Origin of the sequence: Microcystis sp. M20BS1 (genome assembly GCF_020245305.1) — a bacterium.
Taxonomy (GTDB): Bacteria; Cyanobacteriota; Cyanobacteriia; order Cyanobacteriales; family Microcystaceae; genus Microcystis; species Microcystis ichthyoblabe_A.
The window spans coordinates 1-25,225 of sequence record NZ_JADBUZ010000219.1 but is presented as its reverse complement, the minus strand read 5'-3'; the positions used below and the strand labels follow the sequence as shown (position 1 = coordinate 25,225).

Here is a 25,225-nt window from a genome sequence, read left to right as displayed (position 1 = left end):
ATATACGGAAAAGTGGCTCTTCGGTAATTTTTATCCTACATTCCGCACCTAGTCATTGAAATCAACAGTTGCTCTAGCCCTTGTATAGTAAAACTTTTAGCGATTACTAAGAATTATGAAGTGTCACACTCTAGTCAGCGATCGCTGGTTTAATGAGAGTTTATCTAGCCCATCTCCCTAAACTGAAATCAAAGAACTATCGACGGTGGACAAAAGTGTTTGCACCTCCTCATCGCTGGTTTGGGAAAAGTCCTCGTACCAAAGAGAAATTGATCTCAATTCGTAGGGTTTATGTAGGCAAATTACTCGATCAACTAATTTTTCTAATTGATCACAGACTTCCGGCGGGGCAACAGGAACAGCAATAATAATAGCAGCGGGATTTTCAGCCTTAAGGGTCAGAATCGCCGCTTTAATCGTTGCTCCCGTAGCGATCCCATCATCTACTAGAATAATCGTTTTTCCCGTCACGTCCGGAAAGGGGCGTTCACCTCGATACAAACGATCACGTCGCTCTAATTCGATCATTTCTTCCTTTGCTACCCGTTCCATCATCGCCTCCGATAGGTGCAAGTCTTCAACAACACTTTCATTGATTACCCGCACCCCATTCTGACCGATCGCCCCAAAAGCTAACTCTTTGCGCTCCGGTACACCTAATTTTCGCACCAAACACAGATCTAGCGGTAAATGTAACCTTTGGGCAATTTCAAAGGCGATCGGAACCCCACCCCGGGGCAAAGCCAACACTAGCGCTCTAGCACTATTGGTATATTCTGTCAAGTAAATAGCTAACAGTCTCCCAGCCGACCGCCGATCTTTGAGCAGATAAGTCATAATGCCCTCCTAGGGGCTAATCCCCATGGGGATCCCTAGTTTCCCCTGCCTTTATTCTATATTTCTCCGCTCATCTCTAGGGGAAATGTTAAGAAATTTAGCGAAGGCTTGACATTTTTTCAGCTAACCGCAGTTTTTCCAGGCTGGAGATCGGCTAAAATCTTAGGCAAAAGGGTTTTGTAAAGTTAGGTAACAAACATGAATCAAAGTTTAAGTGATGCGCTAGAGCCGATCGCCGCTGCCTTTCGCAGTCTCGGAACTCCCGAACCGATCGTTCATTGGGGACATCCAGTCATGATGGGGATCGTGGTTTTAGTTATGGGTAGTTATACTGCCTATGCTGGTTGGCAAAGCCGTTTAAGCCAAGATGGGGAAGTAGTAGCCAAAAATCGGGCTGATCACCGCAAACTCGCCCCCTGGCTGTTTTTATTTATCACTCTCGGTTACACCGGCGGTATTTTATCCCTAGTCATGCAGAAACATCCCATCCTCGAAAGCAGCCATTTCTGGACAGGATCGATCGCCATCGGTTTATTAGCTTTTAATGGATTATTGTCCCTAACTGGCTTCGCTGGCGGGAAAAAAGAACTTTTCCGGACTGTTCACGCCTATATCGGCAGTATTGCCCTAATTTTACTGCTGGTTCACGGTGTTTTTGGTCTTCAGTTAGGATTATCTCTCTAGTTGGTTTATTTATGGCTGCGGGTGGGCCAATTCCCACCCAGAAATTTTTCACGGTGAAGACTGTGGCCAAGGCCAATAATTGAAGAAATCATGACTTTAAGCGCTATTGTCGGGATTCTGCGTTTAGAATTAACAGTTAATTCACCAAGAAGGTATCGTCACGCAACGAGGAGATAGATATTTTGAAGAAAGTAGAAGCGATTATCCGACCCTTTAAACTGGAAGAGGTGAAACTCGCCCTAGTTAACGCGGGCATTGTCGGCATGACTGTCTCCGAAGTTAGAGGTTTCGGTCGTCAGAAAGGTCAATCGGAACGTTATCGCGGTTCCGAGTACACCGTCGAATTTCTCCAAAAACTCAAGATCGAGATCGTCGTCGAAGATAAGCAAGTCGATATGGTCGTCGATAAGCTGATTTCGGCAGCCCGTACCGGTGAAATCGGAGACGGTAAAATCTTCATCTCCCCCGTGGAACAGATCGTCCGCATCCGTACCGGAGAAAAAGACCTGCAAGCGATTTAACGTCCAAACAAGGGATGATAGTACAATCCTGTCATCCCCCCCATTGAAACTAATCCCCATCAAGCAGTGTAACCTAATTTGATAGCGACCACCAACGACCGATTCCCCCAAACCAAAACTTTGTACCTCACCATTAAGATAAATACTATAATTGCAATCTGCTGAATATCAGTTTAAGCCTTGCTATAAAAGAGTTTTGCGAATTTTTTGGCTAAAAAAGTGCCAGAAACCTGAAGGGGTGACAAGCAGATTGAAAGTAAGACAGGGTGTGGGGGATAGGGAAAAACCTTGAGACTTTCCCCGCAATGAAGACGAGAGAATTAAGTTAATCAATTTCAAGGGTGACAGCGAGGAGATTTTCCCAAAAAACCACAGGCTAGACCCTGCACCCAGCCTAGACTTCAACCTCATTGTCCCCCCTTCCTTCAGCCAGACTAGATAGGATCATTGCCGGTGACTGAAAAAACCTCTTGCCTAAAAAGTCACAAATGTTATATAATGTTTGATCGTGGCCAAAATCGGTCTTAGGTGGTGCTAAAGGCACTACTGAGCAGAACCGCCTTGGTCGCTCGGTCTTCGCCGGGATACTGAAGATAAACCCTTTAAGTCCCCAAGAAACAAAGACCAGCAACAATCTAGGCAGAACCAGCAACCCTGTCTAGTCCTACTTACGAATTTAACGGGATGCCAGCTTAAATAACTCCAAAAAAGTCATTCAAGTTGGGCAGGCTGATAAAGCGGGAAAGATTTTTCTCGCTCCTATAGCCACGGCCACGTTATTTTTGATTGTCGTCTAGTAAAGATAAAGAGAACAATCCGTGTCTATCGGTATCCTCGGTACAAAACTGGGCATGACCCAAATCTTCGACAACAAAACGGGAGTCGCCATTCCCGTCACCGTCGTTCAAGCCGGTCCGTGTCCCGTCACCCAAGTCAAAACGAAAAAAACCGACGGTTATGAATCCATTCAAGTGGGATACAAAACCGTCAAAGAAAAAGCCCTCAACAAACCGCTACTCGGTCATTTAGCCAAAGCCGGTGTCTCCCCCCTGCGGCATTTAATCGAATACCGCCTCGAGGACGCATCCGCCTACACTTTAGGCCAAGAAATTACCGCCGCTATCTTCCAAGAGGGCGATTTAGTCGATGTGGCTGGAACCACCATCGGACGGGGTTTCTCCGGCTATCAAAAACGCCATAACTTCAAGCGCGGTAACATGACCCACGGTTCCAAAAACCACCGTCTCCCCGGTTCCACCGGTGCCGGTACTACCCCCGGCCGGGTTTTCCCGGGTAAGAGAATGGCTGGACAATACGGAGCCACCCAAGTGACCATCCGCAAACTGTCCGTGGTCAAAATCGATAGCGAACGCAACCTGATCCTGATCAAAGGAGCCGTCCCGGGTAAACCAGGAACCCTGTTAAACATCACCCCCGCCAAGAAATTTGGTAAATAGGGCAAGGAAAGATTAAAGCCATGGTTAACTACACAGTCAAAAATTGGCAAGGGGAAGAAGCGGGAACAGGCACCCTGGAACTGAAAACCGCTAAACCCGAAACCGCCAAACATCTAATTCACCGCGTCGTCGTCAGCCATCTAGCGGCGGCCCGCCAAGGTAATGCCTCCAGCAAAACCCGCTCGGAAGTGCGCGGCGGTGGTCGCAAACCCTGGCGGCAAAAAGGCACCGGTCGCGCCCGGGCCGGTTCGATCCGTTCTCCCCTCTGGCGTGGTGGCGGTGTCATATTCGGACCAAAACCGAGAGATTTTGAGGTTAAGGTCAATCGCAAAGAGAAAAGATTAGCCCTGAGAACCGCTTTGATCAGCCAGGCCGATAACTTTATCGTGGTGGAAAGCTTCGCTGAACAATTCTCCCAACCCAAAACCAAAGAACTCACCGCTGCCTTAAGTCGCTGGGGAGCCAGTCCAGAGGAAAAAATTCTGCTGATTTTGACGGAAATTCCCGAAAATGTCTATTTATCGGGACGTAATATCTGCAATCTCAAAATTATTCGCGCCGATAGTCTCAACGTCTATGATGTCATCCTAGCCGATCGAGTTATCGCCACCGCCGCAGCCCTAGCTAAAATTGAGGAGGTCTATGGTGCTTAGAACTGAAGCCAGACAACTCGCCGATCTGATCCTAAAACCGATCGTGACCGAGAAAGCCACCCTACTCCTAGAACAAAATAAATACGTTTTCGATGTCGCCTTGAAAGCGACCAAGCCGGAAATTCAAGCGGCGATCGAATTGCTGTTTGACGTGAAAGTAACGAAAGTGAACACCAGCCGCCCCTCTCGTCAGAAAAAACGCGTCGGCCGTTTCCTCGGTTACAAACCCCAATACAAACGTGCGATCGTGACCCTAGCAGCTGGCGACTCGATCGCCCTCTATCCCGACGTATAACCACCAAGAAACCCGATAACGGAAAACTAAACTATGGGTATTCGTTCTTTTAGACCTTTAACCCCCGGGACAAGGCAGGCGGCCATCTCCGACTTTAAGGAGATCACCAAAACCGAACCGGAAAAGTCCCTAACTCATCGCAAACACAGCAAACAAGGGCGTAATAATCGCGGTGTCGTCACCAGTCGTCACCGGGGCGGCGGCCATAAGCGCCTCTACCGGATTATCGATTTTCGTCGCGATAAACGGGATATTCCCGCCACAGTAGCGGCGATCGAGTACGATCCTAACCGTAACGCCCGCATTGCCCTACTTTTCTACAAAGACGGGGAAAAACGCTACATCATCGCCCCCGCCGGTTTAGGCGTTGGTGATACCGTCATCGCCGGAGAAAACGCTCCCTTCGAGGTCGGTAATGCCCTACCCTTAAGTCGCATCCCCCTAGGGACAGAAGTTCATAACATCGAACTCGTTCCTGGTCGCGGTGGTCAAATGGTGCGGGCTGCCGGCGGTTTCGCCCAAGTGGTAGCGAAAGAAGGCGATTACGTTACCATCCGCCTCCCCTCCAAAGAAGTACGCATGATCCGGCGTGAATGCTACGCCACCATCGGAAAAGTCGGTAACGCCGAAGCGAGAAACATCAGTCTCGGTAAAGCCGGCCGTACCCGTCACCGCGGTCAACGCCCCCATGTTCGGGGTAGCGTCATGAACCCAGTCGATCACCCGCATGGAGGTGGAGAGGGTCGCGCTCCGATCGGACGTTCCGGCCCGATGACTCCCTGGGGTAAACCCGCCCTCGGTCGCAAAACTCGCAACAAGAAAAAACGCAGTAGCGATCTCATCGTGCGCCGTCGTACCCAGGGTTAGAAATTATTACTTTACTTTTGACTGAAAATTATGGGTCGTTCACTGAAAAAGGGGCCATTTGTCGCCGGCCACCTGATGGAAAAAATCGAAAAACTCAACGCCCAGGGCAGTAAACAAGTGATTAAAACTTGGTCCCGGTCCTCGACAATCATTCCCGATATGGTCGGTCACACGATCGCCGTTCACAACGGCAAACAGCACGTTCCCGTCTATGTTTCCGAGCAGATGGTCGGTCATAAACTCGGTGAATTCGCTCCCACCCGCACCTTCCGTGGCCACGCCAAGAGCGACAAAAAAGCAGGACGGAAATAAATCAGCCGCTACTCCCTCAGTCGTCAGCTAGATAGTCGTGATCATAAACCACCAAGTTAGCTAATTTTCAAAAAATAAAAGCTGATAGCTGATGACTGATAACTGATAACTGATAACTGATAACTGAAATGACCATCGATACCTCTAACGAAGTCAAAGCGATCGCCCGCTATATTCGGATGTCACCCCTGAAAGTCAGACGGGTACTCGATCAGATCCGCGGTCGCTCCTATCGGGAAGCCCTAATTATTCTCGAATTTATGCCCTACCGGGCCTGTGATCCGATTCTGAAAGTCCTGCGTTCCGCCGTTGCCAACGCCGAAAATAACGAAGGACTCGATCCCGCCACTTTGGTGGTTAGCCAAGCCTTTGCCGATGGCGGACCGACCCTAAAACGTTTTCGACCCCGGGCCCAAGGCCGCGCCTACCAAATTCGCAAACCCACCTGTCATATCACCGTCGCCGTCGCTCCTAGCCTCGAAGACTAATCACCTTAACTAAAAAAACCACAATGGGACAAAAAATCCATCCCCTCGGTTTTCGTCTCGGCGTTATCAAAGATCACAAATCTTGCTGGTATGCCGACGCGAAACGTTACCCCGAATTAGTGCAAGAAGATCGCCGCATTCGTGAATACGTCGAGAAAAACCTCGCTAATGCCGGTATCGCCGATATTCGCATCGAACGCAAGGCCGATCAAGTAGATATTTCCATCCACACCGCTCGCCCTGGGGTCGTCGTCGGTCGTGGTGGTACGGGAATCGAACAGCTGCGCCTAGGTTTGCAAAAAGCCCTCGGTGGCCAGCGTCAAATTCGTATTAACGTCATCGAAGTGGCTCGCGTTGATGCCGATGCCAATCTGATCGCCGAATACATAGCCCAACAACTAGAAAGACGGGTTTCCTTCCGTCGTGTGGTGCGGCAAGCTATCCAACGGGCGCAAAGGGCTGAAGTCAAAGGGATCAAAATTCAAGTTAGCGGCCGTCTCAACGGGGCAGAAATCGCTCGGACTGAATGGGTGCGGGAAGGACGAGTTCCCCTGCATACCCTGCGGGCCGATATCGATTACTCCTATAAAACCGCCAGCACCATCTACGGGATTCTAGGGGTGAAAGTTTGGATCTTTAAGGGCGAAATTATCCCCGGCCAAGAAGAAATTGCCGCCGCCGTTCCCGCTCAAGCACCGCGCCGTCAACAGCGTCGTCGTCAACAGTTTGAAGATCGCTCTAGCGAAGGCTGATCCCTAATATTTATCAGTGGTAAATAGCTCATGTTAAGTCCCAAAAGAACAAAATTCCGCAAACAACAGCGCGGACGGATGCGCGGACTGGCCACCGGCGGAAATACGATTAATTTCGGCGATTTCGCCCTGCAAGCCACCGAACCCTGTTGGATTACTTCCCGTCAAATCGAAGCGGCCAGACGGGCAATGACTCGTTATATCCGTCGGGGTGGCAAAATCTGGATCCGCGTTTTTCCTGATAAACCCGTCACCCAACGAGCCGCAGAAACTCGGATGGGTTCTGGGAAAGGTTCCCCCGAATTCTGGGTGGCCGTGGTTAAACCGGGGTTCATTATGTTTGAAATTGCCGGGGTAGCCGAACCAGTGGCCCGGGAAGCAATGCGCCTAGCCGCCCAAAAATTACCGATTAAGACCAAATTTATCACTCGCGAGGAGGATTTTGTCTAATGGCTCTACCGAAAATCGCCGAAGTGAGGAAGATGAGTGATGACGACATCGCCGACGCTATCCTCGCTGCCAAAAAGAAACTGTTTGAATTGCGTTTGCAACAGGCCACCCGCCGCTTGGAAAAAACCCACGAATTCAAACACACCCGCCACCGTCTCGGCCAATTATTGACCGTAGAACGGGAGCGCCAACTAGCCCAGTCCACCCCGGAGGCATAACCCGCTATGGCAGTTAAAGAAAGAGTTGGGGTAGTAGTCAGCGACAAAATGGATAAAACCGTAGTGGTAGCCATTGAAAACCGCTCTCCTCACCCTAAATACGGCAAAATCGTCGTAAAAACCCAGAAGTTTAAGGCTCACGACGCAGAAAATCAAGCCAAACAAGGCGATCGAGTTCGCATTCGTGAAACCCGCCCCCTCAGTAAAACCAAACGTTGGGAAGTGGCGGAAATATTAACCGATAGTTAAATTTCACCTAGGTAAAAACCGTGATTCAACAACAAACCTACTTAAATGTCGCTGACAATAGCGGGGCGCGGAAACTAATGTGTCTGCGGGTGCTGGGAACAGGTAACTGTACCTACGGTGGCATCGGTGACAAAATTATCGCCGTGGTTAAGGACGCTATCCCCAATATGCCCGTGAAAAAATCCGATGTGGTCACTGCGGTGATTGTGCGGACCCGTCAAACCGTCCGTCGCGATAGTGGCATGAGCATCCGTTTTGATGATAACGCCGCCGTGATTATTAATAATGACGGTAATCCCAAAGGTACGCGGGTTTTTGGTCCGGTCGCTCGGGAATTGCGCGATAAAAACTACACCAAAATTGTTTCCTTAGCCCCAGAAGTTCTCTGATCAAAGTGAAAAGTATCAAGGCAATTGGCTGATGGCTAGTCTAAAACTTTTCACACTTTGAGGTCAAAAAAAATGAGTAAGAAAAACATTCAAACCCCGCCCCAAAGGCAAAAAATGCACGTTAAAAAAGGGGATGTCGTTCAAGTAATCGCCGGTTCCGATAAGGGCAAGGTGGGCGAAATTTTACGCGCTCTACCCCAAGAAAGTACCGTGGTGGTCAAGGGAGTTAATATCCGCACCAAACATACTAAACCCCAACAGGAAGGGGAATCGGGTCAAATCGTTACCTACGAAGCACCGATTCACAGTTCCAAAGTGATGCTTTATTCCGAGAAGAAAAAAATCGCCAGTCGGGTGGGTTATACCTTTACCGAAGACGGTCGGAAAGTGCGGATACTGAAGAAAACTGGCGAAATTATCGATTAGTTTCCCATCAATTCTAGTTCCTGACCAAGCCCAGGAAAAGCAAGCAGCAAAACTATGAGCCAAAAACTAAAAACCACCTATCAAGAAACCATTGTTCCTAAACTGAAAGAACAATTTGGTTATACCAATATCCACCAAGTACCTAAAGTTATCAAAATTACTGTTAACCGCGGTCTTGGGGAAGCTTCACAAAACGCCAAAGCTTTGGAGTCTTCCAAGGAGGAACTGTCCACCATCACCGGACAACAACCGGTAGTGACTAGAGCTAAAAAAGCGATCGCTGGCTTTAAAATTCGCGAAGGAATGCCCGTGGGTGTCATGGTGACATTGCGCGGCGATCGAATGTACGCTTTTTTAGACCGTCTCATTAATCTGGCCTTACCACGCATTCGCGACTTTCGCGGTATCAGCGGTAACAGTTTTGATGGTCGTGGTAACTACAGTTTAGGCATTCGTGAACAGTTGATCTTCCCTGAAATTGAATACGACAAAATCGATCAAATTCGCGGGATGGACATCTCAATCATCACCACCGCTAAAAACGACGAAGAAGGACGCGCCCTCCTCAAAGAGATGGGAATGCCCTTTAGATAAATCAATCAAGAGAAAAGTAAACAGTGACCAGTAAATAAGTGAACAGCAAACAGTAAACAGTAAACAGTCAACAGTGAACAGTCAACAGTGATTGAGTGAAAAGACAGCAGGAACCTGCTATTTAATACTACTCACTTAATACTCAAATCTGATAACTGACCTACTGATAACTGATAACTGATAACTGATAACTGACCACTGATGTTGATCCCAATTTAGGAGAAAAACAGGTAATTCATGTCTGCTAACGATACCATCTCGGATATGCTGACCCGCATCCGTAACGCTTGCGCGGTTCGGCAGACCACTACTCAAATCCCCACCACGCGGATGACGCGCAGTATTGCCCAAGTTCTCAAGGACGAAGGCTTTATTGCTGACTTTGAGGAAGTGGGTGAGGGGATTAAATCTCAATTAGTTCTTTCCCTCAAATATAAAGGCAAAAACCGTCAACCGATCATTACTACCCTCACCAGAGTCAGTAAACCGGGCCTGCGAGTTTATTCCAACAGTAAAGACTTACCTCGCGTCCTCGGTGGCATTGGCATCGCCATTGTTTCCACCTCTAAAGGCATTATGACCGATCGCGAAGCGCGTAAACAAAACGTTGGCGGCGAAGTCCTTTGCTACATCTGGTAAACAAGGATAAGCTATCAGCCGTCAGCCTTTCCCAGTTTAAACCCGATAGCTGACCCACTGATAACTCTTCCCTGATAACTGATAACTGATAACTGATAACTGTTATGTCTCGTATTGGCAAACGCCCGATCCCTATTCCCAATAAAGTCACCGTCGATATCGATGGTGCTACCGTGACGGTGAAAGGACCTAAAGGAACTCTCCAGAGAACCCTACCCACCGCCGTCGCCATCAATAAAGATGGCGAAACTCTGCTCGTTACCCGTCAAGACGATTCGCGTACCGCCAGAGAACGCCACGGACTCTGTAGAACTCTAGTAGCCAACATGGTGGAAGGAGTTGCTACTGGTTTTCAAAAACGCCTCGATATCCAAGGGGTGGGCTACCGCGCCCAGGCGCAGGGTAGTAAATTAGTTCTTAATGTTGGTTACAGTAAACCCGTGGAGATGGAGATGCCCGATGGTGTTTCCGTCGCCGTAGAAAACAACACCCAAGTTATCGTCAGTGGCATCGACAAAGAAGCGGTCGGTAACACCGCCGCTAAAATCCGCGAAGTTCGTCCCCCCGAACCTTATAAAGGAAAAGGGATTCGCTATCTTGGTGAAGTTGTCCGTCGCAAAGTTGGTAAAGCTGGCGGTAAAGGCGCTAAAGGCGGTAAAGGAGGTAAAAAATAAACCATGAAACTTAGTCGCAAAGAATCAGTCCGTCGTCGTCACCAGCGTGTGCGTCGCAAAATTAATGGCACTGCTGAACGGCCGCGTTTATCCGTATTTCGTTCTAATAACCACATCTACGCCCAAATTATCGACGACGTGGCCCAACATACCCTCGCGGCCGCTTCTACCCTAGAGGCCACCTTGCGCGGGGAATTGGCATCCACCGCTACCCAAGAAGCATCGGCTGCCGTGGGTAAACTGGTGGCCCAACGGGCCCTAGACAAAGGCATTGAACAAGTGGTTTTTGATCGCGGTGGCAATCTCTATCACGGTCGCGTCAAAGCCTTAGCAGAAGCGGCTCGGTCAGCCGGCTTAAACTTCTAAAATATCCTTTCAACACTGATAAAACTATGGCAAAACGTCGCAAAGGCAACCGCGAAAAAGAAAAAGAAACCACTTGGCAAGAGCGGGTTATCCAGATCCGCCGGGTTAGTAAAGTGGTTAAGGGTGGTAAAAAACTCAGCTTCCGGGCTATCGTCGTGGTCGGTAATGAAAACGGCCAGGTGGGAGTGGGAGTCGGCAAAGCAGGGGATGTGATCGGGGCCGTCCGTAAAGGCGTGGCCGATGGCAAAAAACAACTAATTGAAGTCTCCTTAACTAAGGCTAGTTCTATCACTCACCTCACCCGGGGTGCTTCCGGAGGCGCTCAAGTGATTATGCGTCCGGCTGCTCCGGGGACTGGGGTTATTGCCGGGGGTGCTGTCCGTACCGTTTTAGAATTGGCTGGGGTAAAAAATATCCTCGCTAAACAACTCGGTAGCGATAACCCCCTCAATAACGCTAGAGCCGCCGTTAACGCCCTGGAAACTCTCCGCACTTTCTCGGAAGTTGCTAAGGATCGAGGCGTATCTATAGAACATTTGTACACATAGAGAAATCACCATGAAACTCCACGAAATCGCCCCCCAACCGGGGTCAACTAAACGCCGTCGTCGTGTGGGACGGGGTGTCTCGGCCGGCCAGGGCGCTAGCTGCGGTCTGGGAATGCGCGGACAAAAATCTCGCTCTGGGACGGGGACTCGTCCCGGTTTTGAGGGGGGACAAATGCCCCTCTATCGTCGGGTACCCAAATTAAAGCATTTTCCTTTGGTTAACCCCCGTCAATACACGATCGTTAATCTGAGAAAATTAGCTTCTTTACCCGCTAATACGGAAGTTACCTTGGAAAGTCTCCTAAAAGCTAACATTCTCACCAGCAACGACGGCCCTTTAAAAGTTCTGGGTGATGGTGAAATTACCGTTCCCCTCAAGGTGAAGGCCGCCGCTTTTAGCAATAGTGCTAAAGAGAAAATTACCGCCGCTCAAGGTACTTGGGAAGAGATATAAATTTCCCAGCAGATTAGGAGGCAGGAGACAGGAGACAGGAGGCAAAAGGCAAAAGGCAAAAGGCAAAAGGTAAAGGGCAGCTTTGTTCTCCCCACACCCCACACCCCACACCCTAACACCCAATCCCCACACCCTAACACCCAATCCCCAAGACCGGATTGCTATATCATAAGAAACACAGGGGAAATCTTAAAAAAATCGAGAAAGTTTTCCCCCTCGATTACTTTTTCCCATAAAAAAAACTGCACTAGAGGTAACTGTTAATGGTCGTCAGTCGTGATAAGGCTCCCACGGCACAGGAAACGTTTATGCAAATGGCACAAGCGGCCGGTTTACGCGGTCGCTTGTTGATTACATTGGGTTTACTGGTTCTGCTCCGTTTTGGGATGTTTGTACCGATCCCCGGTTTGGATCGGGCAAGATTAGCAGAAATTATTCAAAGTAACGCCGCTTTGGGAATCCTTGACCTGTTTACTGGGGGAGGATTATCGACGTTAGGGATTTTTGCCCTCGGCATTCTTCCCTATATCAACGCCTCAATTATCGTGCAACTACTCACCGCGGCCCTTCCTTCTTTGGAAGATTTACAGAAAAATGAAGGAGAGGCAGGACGGCGAAAAATTGCCCAAATTACCCGTTATATTGCCTTTGCTTGGTCAATTATTCAAAGTATCGGTATTACTCTCGGTTTATTGGTGGCTAACGGCGTTGTGGCTGGAACTTTACCCTCGATCGCCGCTACGGTTCTCGCTTTAGTGGCCGGTTCTATGTTCGTGATGTGGATTTCGGAACTGATTACGGAACGCGGTCTGGGAAATGGAGCATCTTTGCTGATTTTTGTCAACATTGTCGCTGTTTTACCAAAAACCCTCGGTGATACGATTACTTTTGCTCAACAGGGTGGCCGACAAGCGATCGCTCAAGTGGTGATTCTCTTGCTGGTTTTCTTGGTGATGATTATCGGCATTGTTTTTGTTCAGGAGGGAACCCGTCGGATTCCGATTGTTTCTGCCCGTCGTCAAGTGGGTCGTCGTCTCTATCGGGAAAGAACCAGTTATCTACCCCTACGACTCAATCAAGGGGGCGTAATGCCGATTATTTTCGCCTCGGCAGTGTTGGTCTTACCTTTTCAATTGGTGCAAGCTTTACCCACGGATAACCCGGTCGGTCAGGTTTTAGTCCAGTTGGTTAATGCCCTGCGTCCCGATAGTTGGGGTTATGTGGCTTTTTATAGCTTACTAATTCTCGGTTTTAGTTTCTTCTACGCTTCCCTGATCGTTAACCCCAAGGATATGTCCCAAAACCTGAAAAAAATGGGGACCAGTATTCCGGGGATTCGACCGGGGACCGCTACTACTAATTATCTGGAAGGGGTGCTGAATCGTCTCACCCTTTTGGGCGCTCTCTTTTTAAGTTTGGTGGCTACTGTGCCGACTGTAGTAGAAAGCGCCACCGGTGTCACCACTTTTCGCGGTTTGGGGGCAACTTCCCTGTTAATTCTGGTGGGGGTGGCGATCGATACGGCGAAACAAATTCAAACCTATGTCATCTCTCAACGCTATGAGGGCATGATTAAACAGTAGTTAGATATTCAGCCAGTGACCTTTTAGCGGTTACTGGTTGTTTTTTCCCTTAAAACCCTATATTTAATCCATGAGCAAACGGATCGGTGTGATATTTTTGGGACCGCCCGGATCGGGAAAAGGGACCCAAGCGGCAAAATTAGCGGAATCTCTGACGATTCCCCATATTTCTACCGGTGAAATTTTACGTCAAGCAATTACAGAGAAGACAGAACTTGGTCAGCAAGCACAAGCTTATGTGGAAAAGGGCGAATTAGTCCCCGATGAGTTGTTATTAGGTTTAATTCAGGAACGTTTAAAACAGCCTGACAGTGCTAAGGGTTGGATTCTTGATGGGTTTCCCCGCACGGTGGCACAGGCGAGCTTTTTAGACGCATTACTGGAAGAATTGGCCGATAGTTACACATTTGTGGTTAATTTGGCTGTACCAGATACGGTCTTAATTGAGCGTCTCATGCAACGGGGTCGTCAAGATGATACTAAAGAAACGATCGCCCGTCGCCTACAGGTTTATATCGACCAAACTGCCCCCGTTTTAGATTATTACGGTCAAAAGGGGACTCTTAACCATATCGACGGTAATCAACCGATGGACGCGGTTACTGCCGCTTTAACAGCAGTTGTCATTCCTGGGTAAAGTTTCCCTCAGTCAGTCATCAGTTATCAGTTATCAGTAATCAGTTATCAGTGATCAGTCAGTAAAAATTACCACTTTTTATAAGTTTTTTATATCAAACAAGCTTTAATAGTTGAGAATATTTAAATTTACATTTCGCAATATTTATCTTTTCTTAAGAATTTATTGAAAATAATTCTCATTTGTTTACGAGGTTGCAATACTTCCAGCGATTATGGTATAATTTCGCAGTATGAAATGATGGGTTCCTCTGTGCTTTTTGGGGTTTTTAGCTGTCTGTTGATCCTGAAAACCCTTGCTAAATCTACACTCACCTATTCAGCAACAGCAATAAATGGCAGTTAAAGAGCCTTTTTTCAGCCAACCCGTTGATCAATTAATTGTGTAGTTTTGTTGCAAAGAGAAAGTTTTTTTGACAAAAAGAACAAAGTGTGCTACTGAGTGATCTATATATTTGTTCTCCCCACACCCTACACCCCACACCCCACACCCCACACCCCACACCCCACACCCCACACCCCACACCCTACACCCCACACCCCACACCCTAATCTCCTAGAAGGGAAACTTTACCCTTGCCCCTGCGTCTTGAGCTTCTAAGCAAACAAGCGCCACGCTTGCGATAGAATAGATTGGACTTAGCCTAAATGGGGTCAGCGAAAGAATGTGCGGAATTGTTGGCTATATCGGAACCCAAACAGCGATCGATATTCTCCTAGCTGGATTGGAACGTTTAGAATATCGGGGTTATGATTCGGCAGGGATTGCCACAATTCTCGAAGGTGAATTACATCGAGTCCGCGCCCAGGGAAAACTCTACAATCTGCGAGAAAAATTAGAACAGGAAGTTAATCCCTCCCAAATTGGCATCGGTCACACCCGTTGGGCAACCCACGGCAAACCCATAGAAAGTAATGCCCATCCCCACACGGATAATAGTCAACGGGTGGCAGTGGTACAGAATGGCATTGTCGAAAATTTTCAGGCATTAAGAACAGAATTAAAGGAAAAAGGCTGTATATTTGACTCGGAAACCGACACAGAAGTTATTCCCCATCTAATCGCCAGTTATCTACCCAAACCTACCGATGAAGAAGACTTAGGGGTGAGTCCTTTCCTCAAGGCAGTTTTAAGGGCGATCGAACGTTTAGAGGGTGCTTTTGCCCTAGGGGTGATTAGTCCCGATTATCCCGATGAATTGATTGTCGTGCGGCAACACGCCCCTTTAATCATCGGTTTCGGTCAAGGGGAGTTTTTCTGTGCCTCCGATGTTAGTGCTTTGGTTCCCCATACCCGGGCAGTGCTGTCCTTGGATAATGGCGAAATCGCTCGGTTAACACCCTTGGGAGTAGAAATTTATAATTTTGAAGGGAAAAGAGTCCGTAAAAGCCCCAGAGTCCTCGATTGGAGTCCGACCAACGTAGAAAAACAGGGCTATCGTCACTTCATGCTCAAGGAAATCCACGAACAACCAGGAGTGGTACGCGACTGTTTAGGGACCTATCTGCATCCCCATTGGACAGCACAAAATGGGGATAATGTCAACCCGATAAATATTAATTTTTCTGAGGAAATTTACGATAATTTAGAACATATTCAGATTTTAGCCTGTGGAACCAGTTGGCACGCTAGTTTAGTGGGTAAATACTTGATTGAGCAGTTGGCGGGTATTCCCACAAGGGTACAGTACGCCTCGGAATTTCGCTATGCACCCACCCCCCTGATGCCCAATACTTTAACCATCGGGGTGACGCAATCGGGGGAAACAGCCGACACTTTAGCGGCTTTGGAAACGGAAAAACAGCGTCGTTTAGGATTAGAAAAAAAATATCAGGCCCGGATTATCGGGATTACTAATCGCCCCGAAAGTACCCTAGCACAAATGGTCGATCAGATTATTAATACCCAAGCGGGGATCGAAATCGGGGTGGCGGCAACTAAGAGTTTTACCGCCCAGTTATTGGGTTTTTATCTCTTAGCTTTGGATTTATCCTATCGTCGTCAAACTCTGTCTTTAGAGAGAATCGAGGAAATTATTAATCAAATGCGATCGCTGCCAAGATCGATCGAAACTGTCTTAGAAACACAGGAAAAAGCGATCGAAGAATTGGCCCATGAATTTAATGACACCCAGGACTTTATTTTCTTGGGACGGGGGATTAATTTCCCCATCGCTTTAGAAGGGGCCTTAAAACTCAAAGAAATCAGTTATATTCATGCGGAAGGCTATCCAGCCGGAGAAATGAAACACGGACCAATCGCGCTTTTAGATGCAAAAGTTCCCGTAGTAGCGATTGCGATGCCGGGGGTAGTTTATGATAAGGTTCTCTCCAATGCACAGGAAGCAAAAGCCAGGGATGCGCGGTTATTGGGAGTAGTTGCTGACAGCGATACGGAAGCACCAAAAGTCTTTAATGATTTGTTGTATGTGCCGGAAATTGAGGAATTATTATCGCCAATTTTAACAGTAATTCCCCTACAATTGCTCTCCTATCATATCGCAGCCCGTCGCGGTTTAGACGTGGATCAGCCGCGCAATTTAGCCAAAAGTGTCACGGTGGAATAGGGTTCGGTTGGGGGAGATTCAGCTAATCTAAGGATAGGCGGTTAAAATGCGTCTTAGCTTACATGGGCATTTTAATTTTTTATTCTTGATAAACATCTTGTCGGTGTCCGATTCTAGTAACCTTTATTATTTTATCATTATCCTCTATTGTGTAAACAATGCGGTAATCACCAACACGAAGCCGATACATTTTATCTTCTCCTTTTAGTTTTACAACACCAGAGGGACGGGGATCTTGCTGTAATTTCTCAAGACTGTCACTCACCCGTTGCCTAATCGAAGAAGGTAATTTTTTAAATTCTTTAGCCGCAGAGGTTTTCAATCGAATTTGATAATTACTCATCGAATGTATTTTCTGTTTCTAATTCTTGTTTTAATTCATCCCAAGAAATTTCTGATTCATTTTCTCGACTACGAGAGACTAAAATATCAGAAAAGTCTTCCCAAAGCTCTCCCCATTCTTCTAAGTCAATGAGAACAGCTTTCTTTTCCCCTTTTTCATTAATCACAAAGTTAATTCCTTTCATAATTGTTTGATAACTTGAACTTATATAGGAGCGATCAATCTTTGTGTCCTTTGTGTCTTTGTGGTTTGTTCCACCTCCTCGCCAGTTTTAAGTAGGTAGGCGTTAAAAATTATCAGATGCCCCCCTTATCAAGGGGGGACTAAGGGGGGATCGGCACTCCCCTTATCAAGGGGGGCAGGGGGGATCGAACCTAAAATCCATCTTTAATTCAATTATAACCAGCTACTTAGAATATATTTTACCCAGAAAACCCAAGAAAACCCCCGATTTTCAGTACAATATTACTGCAATATTAAAAGCAGTGAACAAATAAACAGCGATGATCACCGGCGAATTAAAATCCAAAATAGATAAACTTTGGACAACCTTCTGGAATAACGGCATTAGTAACCCGCTTTCGGTAATCGAGCAGATTTCCTATTTACTATTTATCAAGCGCCTAGATGACCTAGAACTAGCTAAGGAGCGTAAATCCCAACGATTAGGCGAAAATCTCGAAAATCCCACCTTTTCCCCCAGCCAACAGCATATCCGTTGGTCCCACTTCAAAAATATCGATGATGCCGAGACAATGCTCCAGATTGTCCGGGATGAAGCGTTTCCCTTTATCAAAGATTTGGGGCAATTGTCCAAGGGTAGCACCTACGCTAAACACATGAAGGACGCGGTTTTTCTCATCGCGTCTCCGGCGCTGCTGGGGACAGTAATCGAGCAAATTGAAAAAATCCCGATGGAGGATCGGGACACCAAAGGCGACCTTTACGAGTATATGCTCTCGAAACTGAGTACAGCCGGGACTAACGGACAGTTTCGCACACCGCGCCATATTATCAAAATGATGGTGGAGTTATTAGCGCCGGGACCCCGGGAAGTTATCTGTGATCCGGCCTGTGGCACAGGAGGCTTTTTAGTAGCGGCTGCCGAGTATGTGCGGGAGTTAAAGGACAGCGAGGGGGGACGTTTGCTCCATGAACGCGGCAACCTAGAGCATTTCAATAACCAAATGTTCCACGGTTTTGATTTCGATGGGACGATGTTACGCATCGGCAGCATGAACCTGATGTTACACGGTATCGAGCAGCCGATTATCGAGGCCCGGGATTCCCTATCGGAGGATCACGCCGGGGTAGAGGATAGTTTTACCATGATTCTGGCTAATCCACCGTTTAAGGGTTCGGTGGAGAAGTCCACTATTGCCAAGGATTTATCGAAAATCATCGACACCACTAAAACCGAGTTATTATTCATGGCCCTGTTTTTGCGCTTGCTGAAGACGGGGGGAAAAGGTGCGGTAATTGTGCCGGATGGGGTGCTATTTGGCTCGTCCAAGGCCCATAAGGACATCCGCACCATCTTGGTAGAAGAACATAAGCTAGAGGGGGTGATATCGATGCCGTCGGGGGTGTTTAAACCTTACGCGGGGGTATCTACCGCAATCCTGATTTTTACGAAACTGGGGGTAAGGGAAAAGGGGACTGACTTCGTTTGGTTTTATGACATGGTGGCGGATGGTTTCTCTCTCGATGATAAGCGCCAACCGATTGCCGATAATGATATCCCGGACTTGCTGCGCTGTTGGCAGCAACGCGACTCCGCTAAGGATACCAATCGCAAAGGGAAGGCGTTTTTTGTGCCTCGCGAGGAGATTCAGGCCAATGCTTATGATCTATCAATTAACCGCTATAAGGAGATAGAGTACGAGGAAGTGAGCTATGAGCCGCCGAAGGTGATTTTAGAGAAGTTACGGGCTTTAGAGGCTGATATTCGTCAGGATTTGGACGCATTAGAGGAGATGTTAGGAGATTAGGAGATGAAAAATCTACAGCTAGAGGTTATTGTGCGGGAGATAAAAGATTATTTCCATCTGCTCTATCAAAACCAATTACAGAAAATCGTCCTTTACGGTTCCCAAGCACGGGAAGATGGACGGGAAGATTCTGATATCGATCTTTTGGTCATTCTTTCTGGTGTGGTGGATCCTTATCAGGAAATTGACCGCACGAGTGAATTTATCGCTAGGCTTTGCCTTGATTATAATGTGGTTGTTTCCCGTCATTTTATCTCTGCGGCAAAGTTCCAGAGCGGAGATAATCCATTTCTTGACAATATACGGCGCGAAGGGGTTACGCTTTGAGCGATGATTGCATTGGTAGTTTTGCTCAACCGAAAGGATATTTGATTTATGCTGAGAAATAAGATTTGTCGGCATTTAGAGGGGATGTGATGACTGTAACGACAAAGCAACAGGTAATTAGTCTGCTAGAGCAAAATCAAGCCGAATTACGGCGATTGGGAGTTAGTCGCTGTGGTTTGTTCGGATCTTTTCGGACAGAGCAGACGACAGAGAAGAGCGATGTGGATATTTTGGTGGTGTTTCAACCCGGGATGAAGACATTTAATAATTTTATGGATTTATGTTTCTTTTTGGAGGACTTGTTTGGTCGGAGTGTGGATCTGGTTACACCTGAGTCACTGAGTCCTTTTTTTGGACAACGAATTCTCGATGAGGTGGAATATGTCCCGTTCTCCTAAAGACTATTTGCAACATATTTTACAGGAGACGGCGTTTATTTTGGAGCATTCTCAAGGGCTAACCCAAGATGCTTTTTTCAAGGATGAACTGCTGAAAAGGGCTTTTGTGAGAAGTCTGGAGATTATTGGAGAAGCGTCTAAAAATTTGCCAGATGAGTTTAGGCAAAGAAACCCGCAGGTACCTTGGAGAGGAATGGCAGGAATGCGAGATAGATTGATCCATGTCTATTTTGGAGTTGATTATGAGGTTGTTTGGGATGTGATTGTCAATCAAATTTCTGGCTTGCATCAGGAAGTTGAACGATTGATCAATGAGCATCAAAGTCAATGATCTGGTAGGGTGGGTTAGACGGCAACAATCTAGGCGTTAAAGTCAATCTAACAATCCGTCGTAACCCACCGCTTTAGTCCACCGAAAGGATGTTTGATTTATGTTTGAAAATAAGATTGATCAGGTTTTACACGCATTAAAGGAGATGTTGGGATGAAGGATTGGCCATCTGTCGCACTAGGCGATATTTTTGAAATTGCTCGTGGTGGTTCGCCAAGACCGATTCAGAATTTTCTGACAGAAGAACCTGACGGTGTAAACTGGGTAATGATTGGTGATGCTTCGGATAGTTCAAAATACATTACACACACTAAAAAGCGCATTTTGAAGACTGGTGTTAAGAATTCACGCATGGTCTATCCGGGTGATTTTTTACTTACGAATTCCATGAGCTTTGGCCACCCTTATATCATGAAAACATCTGGTTGTATTCATGATGGATGGCTTGTTTTAAGTAATAAAAAAGGTGTTATTGATCAAGATTATTTTTATCATCTACTAGGTTCTGATCTAATATATGCAGAGTTTTCCCGTCTTGCTTCTGGTTCAACTGTAAAGAACTTAAATATTGAGATAGTTAAAGGGATTAAGGTATCGCTCCCACCCCTCGAAGAACAGCGAAGAATTGCGGCAATTTTAGATAAAGCGGATGGGGTGCGACGCAAGCGCAAGGAGGCAATACGGTTAACTGAGGAGTTGTTAAAATCGACTTTCCTAGAGATGTTCGGTGATCCTGTTACTAATCCGAAAGGGTGGGAGATAAAGAAACTAGAGGAAGTCACCACTAAAATCACCGATGGTGTTCACTCTCGACCAAATTATACTGAGCAAGGAGTCCCTTTTATTTCTGTTAAAGATATTACAACGGGCGAATTAAAGTTTGATGATTGCAAGTTCATCAGCGAAGAAGATCACAAAAAATATAAGAAAAGATGTAACCCCGATCTGGGCGATATTTTATACACAAAGGTCGGGGCAACATATGGTCGTCCAGCCCTTGTGAATGTAAAGAGTGAATTTTCACTATATGTGAGCGTTTGCCTTATTAAACCCCAAAGAGATTTGATTTTCCCCGAATTTCTGAAAGAAGCATTGGCTACACCAGCACTTAAACGTCAAGCAGATCGATCTATTAAAGGTATTGGAGTTCCTGATTTGCATCTCAATATGATAAAAGATTTTATTGTTCCAGTGCCTCCCATCTATAAACAAAAAGAATTTTTAGAAATAGCCTCCAAAATACAGTCTTCAAAAGAAAGTTTAACATCTTGTTCTCAAGAATCCGAAAATCTCTTTAATTCCCTTTTACAAAGAGCATTTAGGGGGGAACTGTAGCCATGGCAGCCGGCGGATTACTGCCATAATCTTGTGGGAAATACCATTAAAAAAGACCGTTGGACAATTAACCAAGATTCCTATCATCTCACACTGTCACTAGGGAAAACCCTAGATAAAATAACCGAACTTGCTGTTTTTTTATATAACTGTTAAACAATAATCAGGTAAAATATAGAGATAGCCAAAACTTTGGGAATAATAAAGTTATAGACTGGGGAGCGCAATATGGACTCAAACTTCTCCTTCCTGCGAGATCAATTCCCGACAATCTACGATCATGCCAGCCAAGCGGAGGGATTAGTCTTCAGCAACCCCCGGGCCAGTTGCTTCTATACCCGTTTTGTCCTAGAGCAAATGGTCTGCTGGCTCTATGAAAACGACCCCTACCTGCAACCGCCCCGGGACAATAGCCTAGGCGCTCTCATCCACGAGCAAACCTTTAAAGATAACCTTAAACCTGGACTTTTCGGCAAAATTCGCACCATCCACAAAGTCGGCAACAACGCCGCCCACCATACCAGCCCCATCAGTGAACGGGACTCCCTGCACCTGATCGAGGAACTATTTCATCTCACCTACTGGCTGGTGCGCTACTATGGGCAGAATGGGCGAAAATTGGGCGATATTAGCTTTGATCGCCAGAAGATACCCCCGGCCGCACCCCCCGCTCCCAAACAACTGCAAGACCTGGAAAAACGCCTGTCCCAAAGCGATGCCCTGCGCCAATTGGCCGAAGCAAAACAGCGCCAAACCGAGGCCGAACTCGCGGCCGCTAGGGCCGAACGGGATGCCCTCCTCGCCCAAAATCGAGCGATCGCTGACCGGCACGACTACAACGAAGCCGACACCCGCCGCTACCTGATCGATGTACTACTCCAAGAGGCCGGCTGGGATACCAAAGCCCCCAACGCCACAGAGTTCGAGGTGTGGGGGATGCCCATCCAAAAGCCGGGGGATACTGGGCGCGGTTTCGTCGATTATGTACTATGGGGTGATGACGGCAAACCCCTCGCCCTCGTGGAAGCAAAACGCACCAGCAAAAGCGCCGACATCGGACAAGATCAGGCCAAACTCTACGCCGACTGCTTAGAAAAAAACTACAACCAACGCCCCGTTATTTTCTACAGCAACGGCTATGAAACCTATCTCTGGGATGATCTCACCTATCCCCCCCGTCCCGTCCTCGGTTTCCTGCGAAAAACCGAGCTAGAACGGCTAATTTTCCGCCGTTCCCACCGTAAACGCCTCAGGGACACCGCCATCAACGAGGATATTGTCGGCCGTCCCTACCAGAAAGAAGCCATCCGCCGCATTACCGAAACTTTTGAAGAAAAGTGCGCCCGTAAGTCCCTGTTGGTTATGGCCACCGGAACCGGTAAAACCCGAACGGCGATCGCATTAGTGGAACTGCTCAAGAGTGCCAATTGGGTAAACCGAGTCCTGTTTCTGGCCGATCGCAATGCCCTATTAAAGCAAGCCTATCGAGCCTTTCAGCGTCATCTACCCAGCGTTACCGTCCTAGATCTGACCCGCAGCAAGGACGTGACGGGGGCTAACGTCCTCTTCTCCACCTATCAAACCATGCTCAACGCCATCGATCGCATGGATGCAGAGGGGCGAATCTTTGGGGTGGGTTATTTTGACCTAGTGATCGTCGATGAGGCCCATCGCTCCATTTATCAGAAATACGGCGAAATATTCGATTATTTCGATGCCCTGCTGGTGGGGCTAACTGCCACGCCGCGCTCGGAAATAGACCGGGACACCTACCGCATTTTCCAGCTACCCCAGGGCGTGCCTACCTTCGCCTACGAGTTAAATGATGCCGTTAGGGATGGCTACCTTGTCCCCCCCAAGGGCGTTACTGTACCGTTTAAGTTTCTGCGTACTGGGGTTAAATACAGTGAGCTAACCCCGGAGGAGCGGCTAGACTACGAGGAGAAGTTCCGGGACGAGGAAACCGGCGAACTACCGCAGGCAATTAACGCAGCTGCCTTTAATCACTGGTTATTCAATATCGACACCGTGGATCAAGCGTTAGAATTATTGATGCAACGGGGGCTAAAGGTCAACAGTGGCGATCGATTGGGTAAAACGATTATTTTTGCCCGTAATCACCGGCACGCCCAATTTATCTGCGATCGCTTTGATATTAACTATCCTCACTACAAAGGTCATTTCGCCAAAATTATTGACAGTCACGACAATTACGCCCAGAGTCTGCTCGATGACTTCAGCGAAGCCAACAAAGAACCGATTTTGGCCGTCTCGGTGGATATGCTCGATACCGGCGTAGATGTGCCGGAAGTGGTCAATTTGGTCTTTTTTAAGCCCGTATTCTCCCGGGTGAAGTTCAATCAGATGATCGGGCGCGGGACCCGTCTCTGTCAGGATTTGTTTGGGTCTGGCAACCATAAAACCGAGTTTCTGGTCTTCGACCTCTGCGGGAATTTCGAGTATTTCGAGCAGGATATCGATGAAACAAGCCAGAAAATACCCGAAAGCCTCACCAGTCGCCTAGTTAAACATCGCCTCGAGTTGGCAACCCGTCTCGCTCCCTCCAAGCCAAGCGCGACACCTAGGGCAAGAGAGCAGTCCTCTACTTACAAAGTCGATCGATCCGGCGACCTATACACGAGTTTGCTCGATGCACTCCATCAACACATCGCCACCATGCCCCGGGATAATTTCCTCGTGCGTCGTCGCTTGCCGCAGGTAGAAACCTTTAGTCAGCGTCAGCGTTGGAACAACCTGAGTCAGGAGGACGCGGCCACCATTGCCGACTCCTTGGCCGGTTTACCCAATAGTCTGCCCAATGAGGATCCCCTGGCCAAGGAATTCGACCTTCTCTGTGTGAAACTGCAATTAGCCATTCTCAAGGCCGACCGTAGTTATGAGCGATTGCGGGACAAAGTGCGGGATATTCTCGGTCAACTGGAGACTAAGCCCGATATCCCGATGATTAAGGGACAATTGGCCTTTATTCGCGAGGTGCAGGACGAAAGCTGGTGGATCAGAGCAACGCCGTCAATGGTGGAGGGGATTCGGGTGCGTGTCCGGGATCTGGTCAAGTTTATCGATCGCCAAAAGCAGCAGATCGTGATCACCGATTTTGTCGATGAGATGGGGGAGGTGCAGATTGTCGATATTCCCACCCATCAGACCGGTTTTAGTCGCGAACAGTATCGCCGGAAAGTGGAGGCCTATATCCGTCAGCATCAGGATCACCTTGCGATCGCTAAGTTGCGGCGCAATATCCCCCTAACGGAGACGGATTTATCTGCCCTAGAGGAGATGCTATTTTCGGCCGCAGAAATTGAGAGCCGTCAACGTTTTGAGGAGGTCTTTGGCCAGACAAAAAGCCTCAAGCTCCTGATCCTGGAAATCGTCGGACTTGATCCCGCAGGGATCCGCGTAGCGGCACGCCAAGCGGCTAAACAAGCTTTTGCCCGTTATTTGCAGGGGACAAACTTCTCGGCCAATCAAATCCGTTTTATCGAAAATATCATCGATATCCTCACTAAAAACGGAGTTATCAATCCGGGGGCGCTCTACGAGCCTCCCTTTACTGATAACCATCCCGAAGGGCTAGATGGGATGTTTAATGATCAGGAAGCTGATCGGATCGTCTCGATTGTGCGATCGTTTAACCAGTCCGTTGATGCGGTTTAAGAACAAGCGCGGATGAAGAAATAAAAGCATGAAAACTGACACGATTTTTTATCAACTCTTTCAATCATTCCCCTCTATCTTCTTTGAATTAATTCAACTCCCTATCAGCGAAGCCAATAACTACCGCTTTGACTCAGTGGAAGTCAAACAACTTTCTTTTCGTCTT

Annotated in this window: 33 protein-coding genes; 30 read left to right on the top strand and 3 right to left on the bottom strand. The window is 47.6% G+C overall.

Going from position 1 to position 25,225, the window contains the following annotated elements:
• Positions 1 to 177: 177 nt before the first annotated feature.
• Entirely contained in the window at positions 178 to 837 is a 660-nt protein-coding gene (locus tag IM507_RS21090; RefSeq protein ID WP_002732903.1) for a phosphoribosyltransferase, read from the bottom strand.
• Between the two features lie 198 nt (positions 838 to 1,035).
• Here IM507_RS21090 and IM507_RS21085 point away from each other — a divergent pair, with 198 nt between their 5' ends.
• From IM507_RS21085 to glmS, 23 genes are all read left to right on the top strand, one after another.
• Positions 1,036 to 1,521 carry a DUF4079 domain-containing protein gene (locus IM507_RS21085; protein ID WP_069475527.1) on the top strand — a complete coding sequence of 162 codons (486 nt, stop codon included), beginning with the start codon at positions 1,036 to 1,038 and terminating at the stop codon, positions 1,519 to 1,521.
• Positions 1,522 to 1,703: 182 nt separating this feature from the next.
• Positions 1,704 to 2,042, top strand: a complete 339-nt coding sequence (locus IM507_RS21080; RefSeq protein ID WP_002732427.1) for a P-II family nitrogen regulator — start codon at positions 1,704 to 1,706, stop codon at positions 2,040 to 2,042.
• Between the two features lie 818 nt (positions 2,043 to 2,860).
• Positions 2,861 to 3,499, top strand: a complete 639-nt coding sequence (rplC, locus tag IM507_RS21075; protein ID WP_002734589.1) for a 50S ribosomal protein L3 — start codon at positions 2,861 to 2,863, stop codon at positions 3,497 to 3,499.
• 20 nt (positions 3,500 to 3,519) lie between these two features.
• A complete protein-coding gene (rplD, locus tag IM507_RS21070) occupies positions 3,520 to 4,152 on the top strand; it encodes a 50S ribosomal protein L4 (RefSeq protein ID WP_002732765.1) in 633 nt (210 codons plus the stop codon).
• Positions 4,142 to 4,447: a 50S ribosomal protein L23 gene (locus IM507_RS21065; RefSeq protein ID WP_002753910.1), complete on the top strand. Its 306-nt coding sequence runs from the start codon at positions 4,142 to 4,144 to the stop codon at positions 4,445 to 4,447. The genes rplD and IM507_RS21065 overlap by 11 nt, the downstream gene beginning before the upstream one ends.
• A gap of 33 nt (positions 4,448 to 4,480) precedes the next feature.
• The gene (gene rplB / locus IM507_RS21060) at positions 4,481 to 5,314 is read left to right on the top strand and encodes a 50S ribosomal protein L2 (protein ID WP_002734317.1); all 834 of its coding nucleotides are present in this window, start codon (positions 4,481 to 4,483) and stop codon (positions 5,312 to 5,314) included.
• A 30-nt stretch (positions 5,315 to 5,344) separates the two neighbouring features.
• Positions 5,345 to 5,626 (top strand): 30S ribosomal protein S19, encoded by a 282-nt coding sequence (gene rpsS / locus IM507_RS21055; RefSeq protein WP_002732809.1) that lies wholly within the window; start codon positions 5,345 to 5,347, stop codon positions 5,624 to 5,626.
• Between the two features lie 128 nt (positions 5,627 to 5,754).
• On the top strand, positions 5,755 to 6,114 hold the full coding sequence (gene rplV, locus IM507_RS21050; protein ID WP_002734454.1) for a 50S ribosomal protein L22: 360 nt from the start codon (positions 5,755 to 5,757) through the stop codon (positions 6,112 to 6,114).
• Between the two features lie 23 nt (positions 6,115 to 6,137).
• The gene (gene rpsC / locus IM507_RS21045) at positions 6,138 to 6,866 is read left to right on the top strand and encodes a 30S ribosomal protein S3 (protein ID WP_002733683.1); all 729 of its coding nucleotides are present in this window, start codon (positions 6,138 to 6,140) and stop codon (positions 6,864 to 6,866) included.
• A 30-nt stretch (positions 6,867 to 6,896) separates the two neighbouring features.
• The gene (gene rplP / locus IM507_RS21040; RefSeq protein WP_002734310.1) at positions 6,897 to 7,316 is read left to right on the top strand and encodes a 50S ribosomal protein L16; all 420 of its coding nucleotides are present in this window, start codon (positions 6,897 to 6,899) and stop codon (positions 7,314 to 7,316) included.
• On the top strand, positions 7,316 to 7,534 hold the full coding sequence (gene rpmC, locus IM507_RS21035) for a 50S ribosomal protein L29 (protein ID WP_002731956.1): 219 nt from the start codon (positions 7,316 to 7,318) through the stop codon (positions 7,532 to 7,534). The genes rplP and rpmC overlap by 1 nt, the downstream gene beginning before the upstream one ends.
• Positions 7,535 to 7,540: 6 nt before the next feature.
• Positions 7,541 to 7,783: a 30S ribosomal protein S17 gene (gene rpsQ / locus IM507_RS21030; protein ID WP_002734070.1), complete on the top strand. Its 243-nt coding sequence runs from the start codon at positions 7,541 to 7,543 to the stop codon at positions 7,781 to 7,783.
• 20 nt (positions 7,784 to 7,803) lie between these two features.
• Positions 7,804 to 8,172, top strand: coding sequence for a 50S ribosomal protein L14 (rplN, locus tag IM507_RS21025; protein WP_002732358.1), 369 nt, complete (start codon positions 7,804 to 7,806; stop codon positions 8,170 to 8,172).
• Between the two features lie 72 nt (positions 8,173 to 8,244).
• Positions 8,245 to 8,598 carry a 50S ribosomal protein L24 gene (rplX, locus tag IM507_RS21020; RefSeq protein ID WP_002733835.1) on the top strand — a complete coding sequence of 118 codons (354 nt, stop codon included), beginning with the start codon at positions 8,245 to 8,247 and terminating at the stop codon, positions 8,596 to 8,598.
• A gap of 54 nt (positions 8,599 to 8,652) precedes the next feature.
• Positions 8,653 to 9,192 (top strand): 50S ribosomal protein L5, encoded by a 540-nt coding sequence (gene rplE, locus IM507_RS21015; RefSeq protein WP_002734750.1) that lies wholly within the window; start codon positions 8,653 to 8,655, stop codon positions 9,190 to 9,192.
• A gap of 237 nt (positions 9,193 to 9,429) precedes the next feature.
• Positions 9,430 to 9,831, top strand: coding sequence for a 30S ribosomal protein S8 (gene rpsH, locus IM507_RS21010; RefSeq protein ID WP_002734721.1), 402 nt, complete (start codon positions 9,430 to 9,432; stop codon positions 9,829 to 9,831).
• A gap of 104 nt (positions 9,832 to 9,935) precedes the next feature.
• On the top strand, positions 9,936 to 10,505 hold the full coding sequence (gene rplF, locus IM507_RS21005) for a 50S ribosomal protein L6 (RefSeq protein ID WP_002733352.1): 570 nt from the start codon (positions 9,936 to 9,938) through the stop codon (positions 10,503 to 10,505).
• A 3-nt stretch (positions 10,506 to 10,508) separates the two neighbouring features.
• Positions 10,509 to 10,871 carry a 50S ribosomal protein L18 gene (gene rplR / locus IM507_RS21000; RefSeq protein ID WP_002733383.1) on the top strand — a complete coding sequence of 121 codons (363 nt, stop codon included), beginning with the start codon at positions 10,509 to 10,511 and terminating at the stop codon, positions 10,869 to 10,871.
• Between the two features lie 26 nt (positions 10,872 to 10,897).
• The gene (gene rpsE / locus IM507_RS20995; RefSeq protein ID WP_002733669.1) at positions 10,898 to 11,419 is read left to right on the top strand and encodes a 30S ribosomal protein S5; all 522 of its coding nucleotides are present in this window, start codon (positions 10,898 to 10,900) and stop codon (positions 11,417 to 11,419) included.
• 10 nt (positions 11,420 to 11,429) lie between these two features.
• Positions 11,430 to 11,873 (top strand): 50S ribosomal protein L15, encoded by a 444-nt coding sequence (gene rplO / locus IM507_RS20990; RefSeq protein WP_002731743.1) that lies wholly within the window; start codon positions 11,430 to 11,432, stop codon positions 11,871 to 11,873.
• A 263-nt stretch (positions 11,874 to 12,136) separates the two neighbouring features.
• Positions 12,137 to 13,456 carry a preprotein translocase subunit SecY gene (secY, locus tag IM507_RS20985; protein WP_002753894.1) on the top strand — a complete coding sequence of 440 codons (1,320 nt, stop codon included), beginning with the start codon at positions 12,137 to 12,139 and terminating at the stop codon, positions 13,454 to 13,456.
• Between the two features lie 70 nt (positions 13,457 to 13,526).
• Positions 13,527 to 14,093, top strand: a complete 567-nt coding sequence (locus IM507_RS20980; RefSeq protein ID WP_002777682.1) for an adenylate kinase — start codon at positions 13,527 to 13,529, stop codon at positions 14,091 to 14,093.
• A 664-nt stretch (positions 14,094 to 14,757) separates the two neighbouring features.
• Complete coding sequence (gene glmS, locus IM507_RS20975) at positions 14,758 to 16,659, top strand: glutamine--fructose-6-phosphate transaminase (isomerizing) (RefSeq protein ID WP_069475529.1); 1,902 nt, start codon at positions 14,758 to 14,760, stop codon at positions 16,657 to 16,659.
• A 79-nt stretch (positions 16,660 to 16,738) separates the two neighbouring features.
• Here the strand turns inward: glmS and IM507_RS20970 are convergent, their stop codons facing one another.
• Positions 16,739 to 17,002, bottom strand: coding sequence for a type II toxin-antitoxin system RelE family toxin (locus tag IM507_RS20970; RefSeq protein WP_002733564.1), 264 nt, complete (start codon positions 17,000 to 17,002; stop codon positions 16,739 to 16,741).
• Positions 16,995 to 17,186 (bottom strand): hypothetical protein, encoded by a 192-nt coding sequence (locus IM507_RS20965; RefSeq protein ID WP_002734734.1) that lies wholly within the window; start codon positions 17,184 to 17,186, stop codon positions 16,995 to 16,997. The genes IM507_RS20970 and IM507_RS20965 overlap by 8 nt, the downstream gene beginning before the upstream one ends.
• Before the next feature lie 319 nt (positions 17,187 to 17,505).
• On the opposite strand from IM507_RS20965, the gene IM507_RS20960 reads away from it, so the two are divergent.
• The 7 genes from IM507_RS20960 to IM507_RS20930 all read left to right on the top strand — a co-directional run.
• Positions 17,506 to 18,993: a type I restriction-modification system subunit M gene (locus IM507_RS20960; RefSeq protein WP_287637683.1), complete on the top strand. Its 1,488-nt coding sequence runs from the start codon at positions 17,506 to 17,508 to the stop codon at positions 18,991 to 18,993.
• A gap of 3 nt (positions 18,994 to 18,996) precedes the next feature.
• Entirely contained in the window at positions 18,997 to 19,320 is a 324-nt protein-coding gene (locus IM507_RS20955; protein WP_123231309.1) for a nucleotidyltransferase domain-containing protein, read from the top strand.
• Between the two features lie 89 nt (positions 19,321 to 19,409).
• Positions 19,410 to 19,718 carry a nucleotidyltransferase family protein gene (locus tag IM507_RS20950; RefSeq protein ID WP_002750887.1) on the top strand — a complete coding sequence of 103 codons (309 nt, stop codon included), beginning with the start codon at positions 19,410 to 19,412 and terminating at the stop codon, positions 19,716 to 19,718.
• Entirely contained in the window at positions 19,702 to 20,049 is a 348-nt protein-coding gene (locus IM507_RS20945) for a HepT-like ribonuclease domain-containing protein (RefSeq protein WP_002750886.1), read from the top strand. The genes IM507_RS20950 and IM507_RS20945 overlap by 17 nt, the downstream gene beginning before the upstream one ends.
• A 153-nt stretch (positions 20,050 to 20,202) precedes the next feature.
• Positions 20,203 to 21,384 carry a restriction endonuclease subunit S gene (locus IM507_RS20940; RefSeq protein ID WP_002750885.1) on the top strand — a complete coding sequence of 394 codons (1,182 nt, stop codon included), beginning with the start codon at positions 20,203 to 20,205 and terminating at the stop codon, positions 21,382 to 21,384.
• A 228-nt stretch (positions 21,385 to 21,612) separates the two neighbouring features.
• Complete coding sequence (locus IM507_RS20935; RefSeq protein WP_123231308.1) at positions 21,613 to 25,059, top strand: DEAD/DEAH box helicase family protein; 3,447 nt, start codon at positions 21,613 to 21,615, stop codon at positions 25,057 to 25,059.
• Positions 25,060 to 25,087: 28 nt separating this feature from the next.
• Positions 25,088 to 25,225, top strand: a 138-nt coding sequence (locus IM507_RS20930; protein WP_287637689.1) for a DUF2887 domain-containing protein, incomplete at its 3' end; no start/stop codon positions are given.

Coding starts and splice junctions, on each gene's coding strand:
- rplP (WP_002734310.1), top strand. CDS start 6,897: ATGTTAAGTCCCAAAAGAACAAAATTCCGCAAACAACAGCGCGGACGG.
- secY (WP_002753894.1), top strand. CDS start 12,137: ATGGTCGTCAGTCGTGATAAGGCTCCCACGGCACAGGAAACGTTTATG.
- rplR (WP_002733383.1), top strand. CDS start 10,509: ATGAAACTTAGTCGCAAAGAATCAGTCCGTCGTCGTCACCAGCGTGTG.
- rpsQ (WP_002734070.1), top strand. CDS start 7,541: ATGGCAGTTAAAGAAAGAGTTGGGGTAGTAGTCAGCGACAAAATGGAT.
- rplD (WP_002732765.1), top strand. CDS start 3,520: ATGGTTAACTACACAGTCAAAAATTGGCAAGGGGAAGAAGCGGGAACA.
- IM507_RS21085 (WP_069475527.1), top strand. CDS start 1,036: ATGAATCAAAGTTTAAGTGATGCGCTAGAGCCGATCGCCGCTGCCTTT.
- rpsC (WP_002733683.1), top strand. CDS start 6,138: ATGGGACAAAAAATCCATCCCCTCGGTTTTCGTCTCGGCGTTATCAAA.
- rplO (WP_002731743.1), top strand. CDS start 11,430: ATGAAACTCCACGAAATCGCCCCCCAACCGGGGTCAACTAAACGCCGT.
- rpsS (WP_002732809.1), top strand. CDS start 5,345: ATGGGTCGTTCACTGAAAAAGGGGCCATTTGTCGCCGGCCACCTGATG.
- rpmC (WP_002731956.1), top strand. CDS start 7,316: ATGGCTCTACCGAAAATCGCCGAAGTGAGGAAGATGAGTGATGACGAC.
- IM507_RS20940 (WP_002750885.1), top strand. CDS start 20,203: ATGAAGGATTGGCCATCTGTCGCACTAGGCGATATTTTTGAAATTGCT.
- rplB (WP_002734317.1), top strand. CDS start 4,481: ATGGGTATTCGTTCTTTTAGACCTTTAACCCCCGGGACAAGGCAGGCG.
- IM507_RS21065 (WP_002753910.1), top strand. CDS start 4,142: ATGGTGCTTAGAACTGAAGCCAGACAACTCGCCGATCTGATCCTAAAA.
- IM507_RS20935 (WP_123231308.1), top strand. CDS start 21,613: ATGGACTCAAACTTCTCCTTCCTGCGAGATCAATTCCCGACAATCTAC.
- IM507_RS20945 (WP_002750886.1), top strand. CDS start 19,702: ATGTCCCGTTCTCCTAAAGACTATTTGCAACATATTTTACAGGAGACG.
- IM507_RS20965 (WP_002734734.1), bottom strand. CDS start 17,186: ATGAAAGGAATTAACTTTGTGATTAATGAAAAAGGGGAAAAGAAAGCT.
- IM507_RS20950 (WP_002750887.1), top strand. CDS start 19,410: ATGACTGTAACGACAAAGCAACAGGTAATTAGTCTGCTAGAGCAAAAT.
- IM507_RS21090 (WP_002732903.1), bottom strand. CDS start 837: ATGACTTATCTGCTCAAAGATCGGCGGTCGGCTGGGAGACTGTTAGCT.
- rplV (WP_002734454.1), top strand. CDS start 5,755: ATGACCATCGATACCTCTAACGAAGTCAAAGCGATCGCCCGCTATATT.
- rplF (WP_002733352.1), top strand. CDS start 9,936: ATGTCTCGTATTGGCAAACGCCCGATCCCTATTCCCAATAAAGTCACC.
- IM507_RS20980 (WP_002777682.1), top strand. CDS start 13,527: ATGAGCAAACGGATCGGTGTGATATTTTTGGGACCGCCCGGATCGGGA.
- rplX (WP_002733835.1), top strand. CDS start 8,245: ATGAGTAAGAAAAACATTCAAACCCCGCCCCAAAGGCAAAAAATGCAC.
- glmS (WP_069475529.1), top strand. CDS start 14,758: ATGTGCGGAATTGTTGGCTATATCGGAACCCAAACAGCGATCGATATT.
- rpsE (WP_002733669.1), top strand. CDS start 10,898: ATGGCAAAACGTCGCAAAGGCAACCGCGAAAAAGAAAAAGAAACCACT.
- IM507_RS20960 (WP_287637683.1), top strand. CDS start 17,506: ATGATCACCGGCGAATTAAAATCCAAAATAGATAAACTTTGGACAACC.
- rpsH (WP_002734721.1), top strand. CDS start 9,430: ATGTCTGCTAACGATACCATCTCGGATATGCTGACCCGCATCCGTAAC.
- IM507_RS20970 (WP_002733564.1), bottom strand. CDS start 17,002: ATGAGTAATTATCAAATTCGATTGAAAACCTCTGCGGCTAAAGAATTT.
- IM507_RS20955 (WP_123231309.1), top strand. CDS start 18,997: ATGAAAAATCTACAGCTAGAGGTTATTGTGCGGGAGATAAAAGATTAT.
- rplE (WP_002734750.1), top strand. CDS start 8,653: ATGAGCCAAAAACTAAAAACCACCTATCAAGAAACCATTGTTCCTAAA.